Source organism: Lysinibacillus sp. CD3-6, from assembly GCF_006351725.2.
Classification (GTDB): domain Bacteria; phylum Bacillota; class Bacilli; order Bacillales_A; family Planococcaceae; genus Lysinibacillus.
In genome coordinates, this window is sequence record NZ_CP085880.1 from 887308 (window position 1) to 902247 (window position 14940).

A 14940-nucleotide genomic window follows, 5' to 3' on the forward strand; every position below is an offset into this window, starting at 1 on the left:
AGCACAACAATAATGAACAAACAATTTAGTATTTTACCGAATGGCTTTACACCTTATATTGATTTAGATATTCAAATGTTTGCAACTCCCAACAACATCTTATTACAGGATGCAAAAACAGGATCTATTCCAACTGAATCAGGAACTTTGGTATTAAAAGAATTCATGGCAAATTCGGCAGTGGCTCAATTAGCTAAGTACGAAGAAATGACTAAGCCTAAAAAAGAATTTACTTATTTAGCAGAAGGTCCTGGCGCTTACTGGGTTGGAGAAACTGAACGTATTCAAACATCTAAAGCAACTTGGTTAAAAGCTGTAATGGAAGCGAAGAAGTTAGCTGTAATCATCCCAGTGTCAAAAGAATTTTTAAAATTCACAGTAAGTGATTTCTTTACTCAAATGCAACCAGCTATTGCAGAAGCATTTTATAAAAAGTTTGACCAAGCTGCATTATTTGGCACAGGTTCACCTTATGCAAGTGGTGTATCAGTTTTTGAACGTATCACAGCGAGTGGTCAATCTGTTGAGTACGGTACAGGTGCCAACCTTTACTTTGACTTAAACGACGTTGCTGGATTATTAGAAGAAGCTGATCATGATGTTAATGGATTTACTACGATTAAATCATTCCGTAAGGATTTACGCGCAGCTAAAGACCAGAACAACAACCCTATCTTTAATGACGCGACAGGCGGCACACCTTCACAAGTATTAGGGCAACCGATTGGATATGTTTCAAAAGCATCCTTTGATAAAACAAAAGCTTTAATGCTTGCTGGTGATTGGGATATGGCTCGTTACGGTATTTTACAAGGGATTGAATACAAGGTATCAGAAGAGGCGACGTTATCAACGATTGTTGATGCTGACGGCAAACCAATTAATCTTTACGAGCAAGATATGTTTGCGTTACGTGCAACAATGCATATTGGCTTCATGACGTTAAAAGAAGATGCTTTTGCGGCCCTAGTACCTAAAGCAGCAGTCGGTGGATGATTCTACAGGGTGGGGAAAAGCTCCATCCTTTTTATATTTTAATAAGGAGGGCTCTTTATGCCGCAGTACAAAAAAGGTGATCATGTTATAAATGCGACAGAGAAAGCTTACGAGGTTCTTTACGCATCACGCGGTTATGTTCAGATAACCGAAGAATTGGAACACATTGAACTTTATGGTTTAAGTTATGAAGAATTAGATGCGTTGCAAAATGAAGCGTTAAAAAAATTCCTAGATCAAGAAGAAATTGAATATAAATCACGTGCAACAAAAAAGGAATTGATTGCACTGATTTTAGGGGATGAGGGCGTTATGAATGGAACTAACGGAACTGAAGATACTCATTCAAATGAATCAAAGTGACGAATCCACTGACGCTTATTTAAAGTTAAAGCTTAATGAAGCAATCGAATGGGTTCAAGGGGTATGTAACCAATCTTTTATTGCTAATGGGGTTATCAAACTACCTTCAATAGCTAAAGGTATTGTAGCTCAATATGTTCTGTTTGAATTACAAGGAAACACAGGTATCAAAAGTGAATCAATAGCAGGTATGTCGCAGGCTTTTGATAGTGCTGAGGAACGTAACGATGCATTGATAAAAAAACTTAGTTCAGCAGGACTTAGAAAGCTTCGTTTCAGACCGTTTGGGGGTTATTAAGGTATGGCAAACATCCGTATAAACATATCTGACAATAATCGCATTCCTGAGATCCGAAGAGACTTGAACAAGGCTCGAAGCAAAAAAGCCAAAGTAGGCTATGTAAAAGATAGTGAAATGGCAATGATTGCAGCTGTACACGAATATGGAGCGAGAATAAAAGTTACGGAAAAAATGCGAGGTTACTTAGCTTATCACGGTTTGCATTTAAAGGCTGAAACTACTCATATTGTCATTCCAGAACGTTCATTTATGAGGACAGGTGCCGATTTGCACCAAGCGGATGTACAAAGAAAAGCAGAACAACTCATTGATAAGGTGATTGCTGGTAACTTGTCAGTAGAAACATTCTTTGAACAATTAGCTAATGAGCTTAAAGGGAAAATTCAAGAGCATGCAATCGATTTAAATAATCCTGTTAATCATCCATTCACTGTTTCTAGCAAGGGTTCAAGCAATCCTCTAGTAGATAGTGGTGGCCTTATTAACAAAATGGAGGTCGATATCGATTGAGCATGTACAATTTTAGCCGATTGATACGTAAATACAGCACTGATGTAACCTTCATTATCGGGGTAGCTGATGGTGGTTGGAATGACGATGGAGAGTATGTTAACGGTCAGCAAATAACTGAAACTAAACAATGCGCTGTTATTCCTTTTGACATAAAAACAATAGCTCAATTAGGTGGACTTGTAACTCAATCAGATAGGCAAGTATACTCGCTGACACCTTTCAAGCATGGTGATAAGTTCGAACATCAAGGCATGAAATACAAAATTGATACTAGCCTTGATTTAACACCGTTTGGAGATTTCTATCGCTATGTAGGTAAGGGAGTGAGTGCGTTTGATCAAATTAAATGAAATACGCCAACCAATTATAAAAGGTTTGAAGGGTTACAGCGGAGTGACGACAATAACAGCCGAAACTACAGCAAAACAACCTGATTATCCATTTCTGGCTATAAAATTTACTACACCGGGTCAAGGTATAGGGCAAGTTGCTGAAACGGTTGTAGGTGATGCTACTGGTGTTATAGAGCAAGATATTGAAATTGTTGTTTCTATAACATGCCACGCTAGTGACATTGCGGATGCACATGATATAGCACAAAAAGCGAGAGCTTATTTTTTAGGCAAAGGAAATATTGATTTATCAGATGTAAACATTACAGTCGTTGAAGCACTGGCTATCACGAACCGTGATGTTTTTTTGAATATCGAATATGAACGTCGATATGGCTTTGATATTCGTTTACGAGTACGTGGCCGAGAGTCATTTGAAATCGATGTTATAGATAGCATTGATGCAACAGGAACTATAGAAAATATCGAAATTAAGGAGGGGATTTAATGCCATTACAAGACGTTACAGTCACGATTGACATTAAGAAACCATCAGCGCTTATCGGGCTAGGTACGCCACTGATTTTAGCTAATAAAGCTGGCGAAAGTACTTACAAAGAATATCTTGATTTAGATGGTATCAAAGAGGCATTAGGTCAAGAGTCAGATGGTTATAAGATTGCAAAACAAATCTTTGCACAAGGGGATTACAGACCTGAGAAAGTAGCTATCGCGACTTACAGCGATCCAATAACTGCCGTGACAGTATTAGAAAACTATTTTTATAACGATTGGTACTTTGTAATGTTGGATACTGGCGCGGTTACTGACTATAAGGCGATTAGTGATGCGGTAGAAGCAAAAGCATTAAAAATGGCTGCACATGTAGTTGATAGCAAAGAAGATTTAGCAATTTTAAAAGCTGGTAAATATGATCGTACTTTTGTTATTCAACATAATACAATTGCTGAATTACCACACGCTGCTTTAATTGGACAAGTTGGTTCGCGTCCAGTAGGTTCACTTACGTGGAAGTTTAAAACACTCAAATTTGTTACGCCACAGGACCTTACACCGACACAATTAAATGATATTCATACAGGTGGAGCATTTGCTTATGTAACTAAAGCAGGCATTGACCAGACAAGCGAAGGTACGCTAGTCAGCGGAGAATATATCGATGTAATTCACGGCAAGGATTGGGTGAAATTGAACATTGAACAACAAGTGCAGTATTTGTTATCAACCAACCCGAAAATCCCTTACACAGACAGTGGTATTGCTCAAATTGAGGGTGCTGTACGTACAGTGCTAGAAATCGCTGGACAGAACGGCATAATTGGCACTGATGATGCAGGACAATACTTATATACGATTACTGCTAAAAGTCGAAATGAAGTATTAGCATCTGATCGCGCGGCACGTAAATATAATGGGTTGTCGTTTAGCTTTGAACTTGCTGGAGCAATTCATGAGGCCAAAATTCATGGCGAAATTTTAGTATAAGGAGGCTTTTAAATGACAGGACATATCGGCACATATGATGCGCGAAAGGTTACGACGACCGTAAACGGCGTTTTTATTACAGGCTATGCAGATGGAACTATGGTCAAATGCTCGAAGGATAATGATAACTTCGAAGCGAGTTCATCAGCGCAAGGGGATGCAGTTGTGTCGATCAACGGAGATTCATTAGGTACAGTCGAAATTACATTGAATCAAACATCGCCATCAATCACAACACTTAATAAACATGCAAATGAGCGTACAATGTTCCCCGTATGGGTGAACAGTAACAACGAAATTAAAGAGGTTGTTGGTGGCACGAAGGCAATGGTTACAAAAGTTCGGGACATTGAACATGGTAAATCCGTAGCTAACCGTGTATATACAATCAAAGTATTTGATTACACAGTTAAATAAAACGAAAGGAGAGTGGGCATTATGCTCACTCTTTTAATTTGTAATGAAAAAACAACACATAACAAATCAATTAAAACAAAAGGAAACGGAGCGAAAAGCAATGGCTAAAAAAGGCGAACAAATGCAATTTGAAACACAAAAAGGACAAAAATACACTTTCCAACACCCTGGTTTACGCGAGTCACTACGTATGCGTGATCGTGCTAAAACAGAGGTTGGAACATCATCTGAATTACTTTATAGCGAATTCATGGACCACGTTGTCTTTACTGCTGAAGGTGGTCGTACAAATTGGGATCACTTCGAGGAAAACGGTGGCCTATCTGAAGTTATGAAAGCAGCAGCAACGTTCCTCTTTCAAGACGTGTAAGCCATACGAATCTTATAAGCAACAAGTTGAAGAAAATTGGTTTTTCTGGCGCCCTGTAATGGAGCGCTTTTTAAGTTTTGAACGTGCCGAAACGATGACGCCAGATGAACTACATGAATTCAATGCTGCGATGGATGTGTATGTCGAACGTAAGAATGCCGCGAAGGGAGGATAAAACGTGAGTATTCGTGATTTATTTGTTGAAATCGGTATGGATATTGACGATGGCCCTTTAGGAGAGTTAGACAGAAGAATTAACCAAGTGATATCAGCTATATCACACATGGATTTCAGTAGCTTAAATGATCTGGAAGATAATGCGGAAGATGTAGTAGATAACTTCGATGACTTAGGTGAGATTATCTATGATGTTGACCGCCAATTGAATAATTTAGACGGAGATAATTTAAGAGATGTTGAAAGAGGCGCTAATGATGCCGATGGAGCATTTGGAAAATTAAAAGGCACAATCATTGGTATAGGTTCAGCTATCGGAGCTTATATAGCTGTTGATAAGATCATTGAATTTGGCGTATCTGCAATTGAAGCAGCAGCTAATATTCAAGCTTTGACCGCTCAGTTTGAACAGGTATTTGGGGAGTTGGAAACTAAAGCAACCGAAACAGTTGAACAACTGGGTGATAAATTCGGAATGCTACCAAGTCGTATTAAGGCGCCAATCACTCAAATGACTTCTATGTTTAAGGGATTGGGTTTAGATACTGAGCAATCTCTAGGTATGGCTGAAAGAGCTGTTACAGTAGTGGCAGACGCCGCGGCATTCTATGATAAGAGCTTTGAGGATGCCAATAGTGCATTAAACAGCTTTATTAAAGGTAACTATGAAGGTGGCGAATCGATTGGATTATTCGCTAATGATACACAGTTAGCAGCCTTTGCAGTAAAAGAAGGGGTAGTAGCTGCAACGAAAGAATGGTCTAGCCTGGATGAAGCTACAAAGCAAGCTACTCGATTAGAATACGCAGAAAACATGCAAGAATTAGCAGGTGCTACAGGGCAAGCAGCGCGTGAGTCGGATGGTTACGAGAACGTAATAGGAAACCTCAAACAAGCATGGCAAGACTTTTTAGCAAAAGCTGGAGCTCCAATACTTGAGCAAGTAGTATCTATTTTAGATAAATTAGGCACTGCTTTAAGCAATGTTGATCCTGGACCAATTATGGAGTTTTTATCTGCAGGTTTTAGTAAATTCTCTGTTATAAAAGACGTTATTTCAGCCGTTTACGAATCAATAATGTCACTAGTTTATGATACAGGAGAGATATCGGATATATGGCAAAATCTTGGGGTTCCTTCAGAGATAGCAGATGGTATTGCACACTACTTCGATATTATAGGGTCAGTATTTTCGACAGTAAAAGGAGCTATTACTGATTTTGTTGAAAATGTCGTAATCCCTCTTATACCTCAAGCACAAGAATATATCGGTGTTGCATTTGAATATATAGGCCACATAGTAGGTGGGGCCATGAATATTTTCGAAATGACAGCAGGGATTATCAAAGGATTAATTCAAAATGTTATCGTTCCGTTGTTCCCTGTAGCTCAAGAAGTTATTAGCGTAGCGATGGACATTATTTCTCCAGCTTTAAAAATTGGGGGAGCACTTTTTGAAGGATTAACGGCAATAATAAAGTTTTTAGTAACCGAAGTTATTGTACCTATGTTCCCTTTGGCTGTAAGTTCGATTGAAAATGCATGGGCAATACTAAAACCTATACTCAGCGCTATTTCCAAAGCGTTTAATGGCATTGCTGATGCAATTGAATGGGTAATGAAGAAGCTAGGAGCAGTCGGAGAAGCAATCAAAAACTTCGACGTTGGTGAAAAGATTAGCGGAGTAGTATCGAAGGTTTCGAGTTTCTTGCCAGGATTTGAGATTGGTCTAGGGCGAGTACCGTTTGATGAAATGCCCGCATTATTACACAAAGATGAAGCTGTTTTACCTGCAGTTGAAGCAGATAAATTACGTGATAGAGGTATTTTACAAGGCGATGGCACGCATCCAGAAATTAACCTAGATCAAGCAACACAGTTCGAGCCAGCAAAGGACTATTCAACAACAGAAACTGTTAATAATACATCCAGTAGTACGAAGGTTTCTGCACCTATACAAATTATTGTACAAGGTAGTGATAACCCACAAGAGACAGCGTTTAGTGTGAAAGCTACTTTGGAAGAAATGTTTGGAGATTTATTGAGTGTAATGCCTGTACCAAGGGAGGGATAGTCAATGGCAGAAGAATTGGTTGGTAAGGCTCAATTGAACGGTTTGTTAATACATGTCACAAGTGAGGATGCTAACTTTGACGTTGATATTCCTACCCATAAGGTTGAAAAGGGAATTGATTTATCTGACCACGTTGAACGGAAACCAGAGGTAGTTAAATTATCTGGGCTCTTAATTAGACCGACTAATGAGAGAGTTGAATCATTAATCAGTAAGCTGAAAAATATAGAGATTAAAGGCCAACTGGTTACGTATGAAGGGCGTCGCATCTACAAGAACATGCTCATGAGTGGATTATCTATTAAAGCAAGTTCTAAGGTGATGAATGGTTATAATTTTAGCTGCACCTTAAAGGAAGTGCGGATTGCTCAATCATCTTATGTAGCTCCTGAAATTAAGGCAGTTACTGCACCTGTTGCAGAGGCAGGACGTAAACAAACCGAAAATAAGAAAGAGAAAGAAGTGTATCATGTTATTAAAAAAGGAGATACTTTTTCTTCTCTTGGTCAAAAGTACGGTACTAAATGGCAAGACATTCAAAAATGGAGTGGCTATGCTCCTCAAAAATTACCTATTGGAGTTAAGATTAGGGTGGTGTAGGGATGTTAGAATTTGAATATATCGAAATTGAAAAAGCGCTCATTCCCTATCGTTTTGAAGTGGAATTGGGCGCTGAATTATTTTTAATAGAAATACGATACAACGAGTTACATGATTACTTCTCATTAGATTTACAAAAAGATGGGGAGGTCCTAGTTTATGGTGAAAAGCTTATTTACGCTATGCCATTGTTTAACGAGATATTTGATCATCGTTATCCAGCGCCAACTATCATCCCTTTAGATGAATCAGGGAAAGAAACACGTGTAACGTATGAGAATCTGAACAAAACAGTATTTTTAAAGTTGGTGAACAGCTATGAGTAAATTATTTAAACGATATGTAGAGGTAGTGACAGGTAATTTAAAGTTTAATAATACTGATTTAGATATTGAGTTTGAAGTTCCATTTGATGATGACTTAGAACCTAATATAAGTGAAATTACTATCTACAATTTATCTGAATCAACAAGAAATAAGCTAAAACTCGGTGAATCTATATCAATAAATGCTGGTTATGTTGAAGATAAAGGATTAATTCTAAATGGTCGTATTAATAGCGTAAGTACAACACCATTAGGAGCAGATAGAGCAACAGTAATAAAAGTATTAGACACTTATCCATTCAATGTGAAAAAGACCTTGCAACGTTCGTATAAAGGAAAAATTAAAGCTGATGCCATTCTTAAAGATTTAACGAAGGCGTTAGGTTTAAAAGTAGCCGTACTCAAATTACCAACAAATAAAGTATATGATAAAGGTTTTTCTATCAATGGAGAAGTCTTTAAGAAAATTCAAGATGTCGCGAATGATTGCGGAGCATCGGCTTATATTTCAAGGCAACAAACCTATATAAGACCCATTACAGAGGGTGATAACCATCGATTTATCTTAAGTCCAGATACAGGACTTATTGGCTCACCTGAATACTTTGAGAATGAGCGAAAAGGTGTCATTGTCAAAGGTTACAAAGCAAAATCATTATTGCAACACAGAATGAATACGGCATCTATTATTGAACTTCAATCAATTGTAACGAAGAGTAAAGTTCGTGTGAAGAAGGGAAAACATATTTGCAAAGGCAACTCATTTTATACTGAAGTGGAGGCTGTTTTATGACGAATATGACCGATTTTTTCAGTACCCTTCAACAAGGAGTATTTATGAACTTAAATACGGCTATGCCTTGCAAAGTTCTTTCTTATGATGAGAGTAATCGAAGAGCTAAGATACAACCTTTATTTAAAGTGAAAGAATACGGACAAAGTGAAAGTTCTTTGGCTCCAATCGAAAATGTACCAGTATTATTTCAACGGTATAAAGTGCATAACAATGCACCGATTTCTATAACCACAGATACTGCACCTCACGCTCAATACACAGGTACAGGCGAGCATGTGCATAATGTAATAACTTTTACAGAATCAGTTGAAATGATTCCAGACTTAAGAAATGGCGACATAGTACAAGTGATATTTAACCAGCGATCCATTGATGAAGCACAAAACGGTCATAATGTTTTTCCGGGTACCGCCAGGATGTTTGATATTCACGACGCTGTTATAGTGGGGGTGTTTTAGTGAAAACGTTAGCGCTTTTAAATGGCGATTTACTTTTTGAAAATGGTGATTTCAAGTTAGATGAAGGTGAAAAAGAGGTTGCTCAGTGTATTGGAATATCATTAGGCACTAACTTAAAAGAGTGGTTCTTAAACGAGGCTACAGGGCTTGATTTCAAGCGTGTATTAGAAAAATCAACAAAAGAGGAAGCAAGAGCAGAGGTTATGCGTGTACTTTCACAAGAGGAACGAATTAGAGAAATAAATAGCATAGAAATAAAAGATGTTAATCGAGTTCGAAAAATTGTTTTTAGTGTAACCCTCACTGATGGCACTTTTTTAAACGAGGAGGTGGTTTTAGGTGGCATTAGATAAGACTGGTTTTAAAAGAAAAACATACAGCGAATTAGTTGATAATATGTCAGCTAAGGCAAAAGAAAAGTTTGGTGCGGATGCTAATACTACAGAACGATCCGTATTGGGTATTATCATTCGCATTATGGCATGGTTCTTTTCACTTCTTTGGCAAGATACAGAGGATGTTTATCACAGTGGATATAGAAAGACTGCTGAAGGTAATCAGTTAGATATGTTACTACCTTACGCGGGAATTAGCCGTAATTTGGCTGACTTTGCCTACGGACAAATAGAAATAATCGGTACACCAAACCACTTTATTGAAAGTGGTTTTTTAGTGTCTACAGATAACGATATTTATTTCGAAACACTTTATGATTTAACGCTCAATGATGAAGGTAAAGGGTTAGTTGATATAGTGTCCTATGAAGTCGGAGCAAAAGGCAATGTAGGAGCAAATACCATAACTCAAATAGTTAATCCTGACGCTAACATTAACGGCGTTAATAATCCTAGAAAGACTAATGGTGGTCGTGAAAAAGAAACAGATTCCGAAGCTAGAGAAAGAGCTGACATTACTGTTGAAGGTATAGGTTCAGCTACAACAGCCGCAATACGAAGTAATCTATTAAAGTTATCAAGTATACGTGCAGCTAAAGTTATAGAAAACTACAGCGATGTAATAGACCAATATGGAACACCACCAAGAGCGATTCAAACTTTTGTGTTAGGTGGCAGCGATGAAGAGGTAGCTAAAGCTATCCACGAAAAGAAAGCAGGTGGCATACAACCTTATGGTACGACGTATGTCGAAGTGATTGATTTAAGTGGCGATGTAAAACAGATAGGATTCACAAGGGCTAATGAAGTAAATGTTTTCATCAAAGTCAATGTGACAACGAATACTTCATTTAGCTCAAATGGCATTAATCAAATAAAATCAGCTCTCGTCAAATATGTCGGAGGTACAGACCTAAGTAACAACTCTTATGCAGGTTTAAACATGGGTGATGATGTAATAGTGTCACGATTAATCGCCAGTACCTATAGTGTAGACGGTATTGAGGACGTTACTGTTGAGGTATCTACGGATGGTTTAGTTTATAACGATTCAAATGTATCAGTCGGCTTACAGGAAGTTGCTCAAACACATTTTAATAACATTGAGGTGGCAGTGAATGTTTAGTACAAAATCAATTGTAAAACGATTTGCTGATTACTTTGATAAAACGCCAGATTCGAATATCTCTAAACTAATGAGTATCTTTGCTGCAGAAGCACAAGAAGTACAAGCCACAAATGACCGTATTAGGCAGTGGAGGAACATAGACGACGCTGAAGGTGCTGGACTTGATTTAATAGGTCAAAACGTTAATCAACCTCGCGGAGTGGCGAATGATGAAGTGTATCGAATATTACTGAAATCAAAAATAGCCCGAAATCTAAGTGATGGAACAATTGATACCATAATTCAAGTTCTGGCTATTGCATTATCAGTCGAACCCAAGCTGATAAGGATTAAGGAAAAGTGGAACGATCCAGAGGAACCAGAACCTGCTGCAATTAAAGTCATTGAGTTACCATTAACAAAATTAAATGAGGCAGGACTTGACCCTACGAACTTCGTTAGGATTGTTCAAAGGACAGTAGCTGCAGGTGTTAAGGTTGGTGTTATTGAACTTACAGGAACTTTCGAATTTGGTGATATAACAAACACTATCGACAACAATAAAGGCCTAGGAGATATAAATGATGAGGTAATAGGGGGTTACTTTGGTGCTGTCTATACACCTTCGCAAGACAATGAACTACCGATTTAAAGGAGAGTGAAGATTATGGTAAGTGCATTACCTGTGTGGTCGAATCAAGGTGTTGAACCACCTGAAAGCTTAAAAACAACAGGTTGGCAACCTGGTATGAAACCATCAGCGCAACATATGAATTGGTTGTTTAATCGTTCATATATTGCGTTGAAAGAACTACAAGAAAATGGTGGTATAGCAGATTTACAACAACAAGTAGATGAATTAGAAACTAAAGTTACTGCACATTTGGAAGAAATTATGCCTCACAAATTTTTAGACAACGGCAAATGGTATCGATGGGGCTTTCGAACAGTAGGCGGAGAACCGGAGTTTATTTACGAGGAGGTTCTGTAGTTGGAAGTATTAAAAATGGCTACTAAAACATTACAGTTAGCAATACAATCTGCGGTTGATGGGGTTAAAACTGTGGTTGATGCAATAAAAACAACTACAGACAGCACCAAAGTTAAAGTGGATAGTACAGCAACTAAAGTTGAAGAAATAGACATTAAAGTAGGAACTTTACTAGAAGGTCGCGTAGTTAAAAGTGTTCAAAGAGGAGCAGTTAAAATTTCAACTGCAACCTCATTTTCTATTACTCTTGCTAAAATAAATCCAGCTAAGGCGCATGTGGAATTATACGGAATCGCCCTTACGTCAGCAAGTAATGACTTCCCACCGTATGTTAACTCATTAAGCGAAACGCAATTAGTAATAAAACCTAGTGCTACAGTAGATGTGAACTTTACGAATAACATTGTTCTAAGTTGGGAAGTTATAGAATTTTATTAAGGCGGTGGTAAAATGTTTAAATATGCACAATTAGATGCTGGAAATGTTGTAGTTGGTATAAGTCAATTAAGTGGTGAAGTAGCTGCCAATAATATGATTTTCATAGCAGATAAAGAGGTTGCGTTAGGTAGTTCGTACAATCGAGAAACAGGCGAATTTACGGCACCTATCATTCCAGAGCCTATTCCTGTCGAACCTCAACCAACGCAAAAAGAAATGCAAGCTCAAACGTTATTAAACACTGAAATGTTATTACTACAAAAAGAAATTGGATTATAGGAGGAATAAGCATGATTTACAAAGCAGCAAAAATTGTTATCAATTCAGGTAATTATATTTACGAATCATTAGAATCAGATTTAAGTTTATTTTTAATGATGAAGAAAATTTCACAAGAACAGTATGTGGAACTAATTACTATAATGGATGAGCATAAAACGCAAGCAGATGCTTAGCGTTATTTTTATTGTCTTAACCAGATAATTAACATGACCATTAACATTCGTCAGTATTGACATTATTTTAATTGATATATAATTAAATGCGGGGAAATAAGTTATAAAGATCTATTGTTGACGGATCGCCGTATGCGATGAAAGTCGCCTGTACGGTGAAGGCTCGTTATAAAACCGATATATAGAGAAGGTATAAGACGAGAATAGCAACGTAAATGTAAACGCGGTTCCATTAACTATAGGTTCTAGTTCTAGTATCCACCAGGTAGTAAGGTCTACACCTTTTGTATTTAGTTTTAATGATGATTTGGCTTGGAGAGCTGCATTTACGAGCTTCACGTTTACTCATAATATGTATGGATCTAATGTATTTGATTACACAAATGAGGCTAAATTTACCAACGGACAACTTGAGTTTCTAAATCGTAGGTTCCTTCAAGATGGAACTTGGATAATAACTATTAAAGCTACAGGGTACCCAGATACAATTGTCACGGTTATTTCAGGCCTATAATGGTGAGTTAATTTAGTATTAATTAGTTTTATTGCACTCTCTATTGAGGGTGCTTTTACTATAATGATAAACATTTGTCCCATATTGTTCAGTAACTGACCATACTTAAGTAAAAACTTTTTTGTCTTTTTATTTTCATCATTAGAAGGAAAATCATACCATTTGTCGAATTTGGTAATTAAAAGGGAGATGATGATAATGAATATATCGGTAAAATTTATTTATAATGCTACTATAAATTCTCCGATAGAAAAAGGTTTCGAAATAATGTATTTTGATGATTACTCTTATGAAGATTTAGAAGATGGTACTTTGGAAGAGCGTGTATTGATTGATTTAATTATTAAAGAATTAAAGAGACAATATGGTTATTACAGTATAAAAGTTACCGGAATTTCTGAATTATAAGCACTCTCAACTGAGGGTGCTTTTTATTATGCGCTATGAGAACAATCGAGACGGGCAACAGTACATGTTACTGAATCTCGATGCTTCTCATAGCTTTTTAATTTTAATTGAATAGGGCAAAGGATTGGTGATGGAATGGATGTAGCTGCAGTAAATGAAATTGCTACAAGCCAAGCAGTATGGGCGATAGCTTGTTTAATTATAGCGTTTGGGGCATTTCGCTATTTAATAAGCAAAAATGATAATCTAATGAACCGAGCAGAAGAACGAGAAAACAAATTAATGGACCATCTAGAACGGTCAAATGAATCACAAGAAAGAACAGCAATCGCACTAGAAGGTATGAACCGATCGCTGAACGTATTAGAAGGTCGAGTGGACCGTATCGAAAAACACTCGCTCAAACATAAAAACAATGAAAAGGATGATGAATAATGGATTTAACAAACATTTTTATGATTGCAATGGTGATGGTGGCTATCGTATTAGCCGTTTCAGAGGTACTGAAAAAGACATTTAAAATTAATACACAATACATGCCAATCACGTCGGTAGTGATTGGTATTTTTATTGGCATAGTTTGTTGGCCGTTATCAGAGTATCCACCATATGTGATGTTGATGGCTGGCTTTGTTGCTGGTCTAACAGCTTCGGGAACTTTTGATTTACTAAAGGCTGCAAAAAAAGAAGGTGAACAGTAATGGCTTACGTTTTTAAACAAAACTTATTGCCAACTAGTAAGTATTCTATAAAATCGCCTTACACTATGACACCTCAGTATATTACAGTTCACAATACGGCAAATGATGCTTCTGCAGCTAATGAGATTAAATACATGATAACTAATGATAATCAGGTATCTTACCATATTGCAGTTGATGACAAAGAGGTTATTCAAGCAATCCCATATAATCGCAACGGCTGGCATTGTGGAGATGGTCAAGGTAACGGTAATCGCAAATCCATTGGTATCGAAATTTGTTACAGCAAAAGTGGCGGACCTCGTTACAGTGCTGCTGAGGAAAATGCAGTGCAGTATATAGCCTCGTTACTAAAACAATATGGATGGGGCATTGAACGAGTTAAAAAGCATCAAGACTGGAATGGAAAATACTGTCCGCATCGAATTTTAAATGAAAACAGATGGAATAGCTTCTTAAAACGAATCGAAGAGGCTATGAAACCAACAACTATTATCCAACAAAAGGAGGAACCAAAAGTGACTAACACACTAACATCAACTGCTAAAGAGGATTTGAAAGGATTGTTAAAAGAGACATATCAAAAAGGAATCTTAAAGGTGGACCATAGTGAAAAAGTTTGTTCAATGACAGATGGCGAAGCTTTAGGATTATTGATTTCAGTTGTAAAGCGCACTCTATAAACAGAGATACCAGGTACT

At 37.3% G+C, this 14940-nt stretch carries 26 protein-coding genes; all 26 read left to right on the top strand.

Features of this window, described 5'->3' with window-relative positions:
* Positions 1-75 precede the first annotated feature (75 nt).
* Positions 76-996 carry a phage major capsid protein gene (locus tag FH508_RS04070; protein WP_173478124.1) on the top strand — a complete coding sequence of 307 codons (921 nt, stop codon included), beginning with the start codon at positions 76-78 and terminating at the stop codon, positions 994-996.
* 57 nt (positions 997-1053) lie between these two features.
* Complete coding sequence (locus FH508_RS04075) at positions 1054-1359, top strand: hypothetical protein (protein ID WP_173477997.1); 306 nt, start codon at positions 1054-1056, stop codon at positions 1357-1359.
* Entirely contained in the window at positions 1313-1657 is a 345-nt protein-coding gene (locus FH508_RS04080; protein ID WP_173477996.1) for a phage head-tail connector protein, read from the top strand. Before FH508_RS04075 ends, FH508_RS04080 begins: the two co-directional genes overlap by 47 nt.
* A gap of 3 nt (positions 1658-1660) precedes the next feature.
* A complete protein-coding gene (locus tag FH508_RS04085) occupies positions 1661-2170 on the top strand; it encodes a hypothetical protein (RefSeq protein WP_173477995.1) in 510 nt (169 codons plus the stop codon).
* Complete coding sequence (locus tag FH508_RS04090) at positions 2167-2523, top strand: hypothetical protein (RefSeq protein WP_173477994.1); 357 nt, start codon at positions 2167-2169, stop codon at positions 2521-2523. Before FH508_RS04085 ends, FH508_RS04090 begins: the two co-directional genes overlap by 4 nt.
* A complete protein-coding gene (locus tag FH508_RS04095) occupies positions 2507-3013 on the top strand; it encodes a phage neck terminator protein (protein ID WP_173477993.1) in 507 nt (168 codons plus the stop codon). The genes FH508_RS04090 and FH508_RS04095 overlap by 17 nt, the downstream gene beginning before the upstream one ends.
* Entirely contained in the window at positions 3013-4011 is a 999-nt protein-coding gene (locus FH508_RS04100) for a DUF3383 family protein (RefSeq protein ID WP_173477992.1), read from the top strand. The genes FH508_RS04095 and FH508_RS04100 overlap by 1 nt, the downstream gene beginning before the upstream one ends.
* 12 nt (positions 4012-4023) lie before the next feature.
* Positions 4024-4428, top strand: a complete 405-nt coding sequence (locus tag FH508_RS04105; protein ID WP_173477991.1) for a phage structural protein — start codon at positions 4024-4026, stop codon at positions 4426-4428.
* 100 nt (positions 4429-4528) lie between these two features.
* Positions 4529-4798: a hypothetical protein gene (locus FH508_RS04110; RefSeq protein WP_228134381.1), complete on the top strand. Its 270-nt coding sequence runs from the start codon at positions 4529-4531 to the stop codon at positions 4796-4798.
* A gap of 178 nt (positions 4799-4976) precedes the next feature.
* On the top strand, positions 4977-7049 hold the full coding sequence (locus FH508_RS04115; RefSeq protein WP_173477989.1) for a phage tail protein: 2073 nt from the start codon (positions 4977-4979) through the stop codon (positions 7047-7049).
* A gap of 3 nt (positions 7050-7052) precedes the next feature.
* On the top strand, positions 7053-7649 hold the full coding sequence (locus FH508_RS04120) for a LysM peptidoglycan-binding domain-containing protein (protein ID WP_173477988.1): 597 nt from the start codon (positions 7053-7055) through the stop codon (positions 7647-7649).
* Between the two features lie 2 nt (positions 7650-7651).
* Positions 7652-7975: a phage baseplate plug family protein gene (locus tag FH508_RS04125; protein WP_173477987.1), complete on the top strand. Its 324-nt coding sequence runs from the start codon at positions 7652-7654 to the stop codon at positions 7973-7975.
* Positions 7968-8768, top strand: a complete 801-nt coding sequence (locus tag FH508_RS04130; RefSeq protein WP_173477986.1) for a phage protein — start codon at positions 7968-7970, stop codon at positions 8766-8768. Before FH508_RS04125 ends, FH508_RS04130 begins: the two co-directional genes overlap by 8 nt.
* Positions 8765-9229 carry a Gp138 family membrane-puncturing spike protein gene (locus FH508_RS04135; RefSeq protein ID WP_139859953.1) on the top strand — a complete coding sequence of 155 codons (465 nt, stop codon included), beginning with the start codon at positions 8765-8767 and terminating at the stop codon, positions 9227-9229. The genes FH508_RS04130 and FH508_RS04135 overlap by 4 nt, the downstream gene beginning before the upstream one ends.
* Entirely contained in the window at positions 9229-9582 is a 354-nt protein-coding gene (locus FH508_RS04140; RefSeq protein ID WP_139859951.1) for a contractile injection system sheath initiator, read from the top strand. The genes FH508_RS04135 and FH508_RS04140 overlap by 1 nt, the downstream gene beginning before the upstream one ends.
* Complete coding sequence (locus FH508_RS04145; protein ID WP_139859950.1) at positions 9569-10750, top strand: baseplate J/gp47 family protein; 1182 nt, start codon at positions 9569-9571, stop codon at positions 10748-10750. Before FH508_RS04140 ends, FH508_RS04145 begins: the two co-directional genes overlap by 14 nt.
* Entirely contained in the window at positions 10743-11384 is a 642-nt protein-coding gene (locus FH508_RS04150; protein ID WP_139859948.1) for a baseplate wedge 1 family protein, read from the top strand. The genes FH508_RS04145 and FH508_RS04150 overlap by 8 nt, the downstream gene beginning before the upstream one ends.
* Before the next feature lie 15 nt (positions 11385-11399).
* Positions 11400-11723 (top strand): hypothetical protein, encoded by a 324-nt coding sequence (locus FH508_RS04155; protein WP_139859946.1) that lies wholly within the window; start codon positions 11400-11402, stop codon positions 11721-11723.
* Positions 11724-12161 (top strand): hypothetical protein, encoded by a 438-nt coding sequence (locus tag FH508_RS04160; RefSeq protein WP_139859944.1) that lies wholly within the window; start codon positions 11724-11726, stop codon positions 12159-12161.
* Positions 12162-12173: 12 nt separating this feature from the next.
* The gene (locus FH508_RS04165) at positions 12174-12440 is read left to right on the top strand and encodes a hypothetical protein (protein WP_139859943.1); all 267 of its coding nucleotides are present in this window, start codon (positions 12174-12176) and stop codon (positions 12438-12440) included.
* Positions 12441-12451: 11 nt separating this feature from the next.
* Positions 12452-12616, top strand: a complete 165-nt coding sequence (locus tag FH508_RS04170) for a hypothetical protein (protein WP_173477985.1) — start codon at positions 12452-12454, stop codon at positions 12614-12616.
* A gap of 352 nt (positions 12617-12968) precedes the next feature.
* Entirely contained in the window at positions 12969-13130 is a 162-nt protein-coding gene (locus FH508_RS24085; protein WP_173477984.1) for a hemoblobin-interacting domain-containing protein, read from the top strand.
* Between the two features lie 198 nt (positions 13131-13328).
* On the top strand, positions 13329-13538 hold the full coding sequence (locus FH508_RS04175) for a hypothetical protein (protein ID WP_173477983.1): 210 nt from the start codon (positions 13329-13331) through the stop codon (positions 13536-13538).
* 135 nt (positions 13539-13673) lie between these two features.
* Positions 13674-13973 carry a hypothetical protein gene (locus FH508_RS04180; protein ID WP_173477982.1) on the top strand — a complete coding sequence of 100 codons (300 nt, stop codon included), beginning with the start codon at positions 13674-13676 and terminating at the stop codon, positions 13971-13973.
* Positions 13973-14239, top strand: a complete 267-nt coding sequence (locus tag FH508_RS04185; RefSeq protein ID WP_173477981.1) for a holin — start codon at positions 13973-13975, stop codon at positions 14237-14239. Before FH508_RS04180 ends, FH508_RS04185 begins: the two co-directional genes overlap by 1 nt.
* Positions 14239-14922 (top strand): peptidoglycan recognition protein family protein, encoded by a 684-nt coding sequence (locus FH508_RS04190; protein ID WP_173477980.1) that lies wholly within the window; start codon positions 14239-14241, stop codon positions 14920-14922. Before FH508_RS04185 ends, FH508_RS04190 begins: the two co-directional genes overlap by 1 nt.
* The last annotated feature ends 18 nt before the right edge of the window (positions 14923-14940 follow it).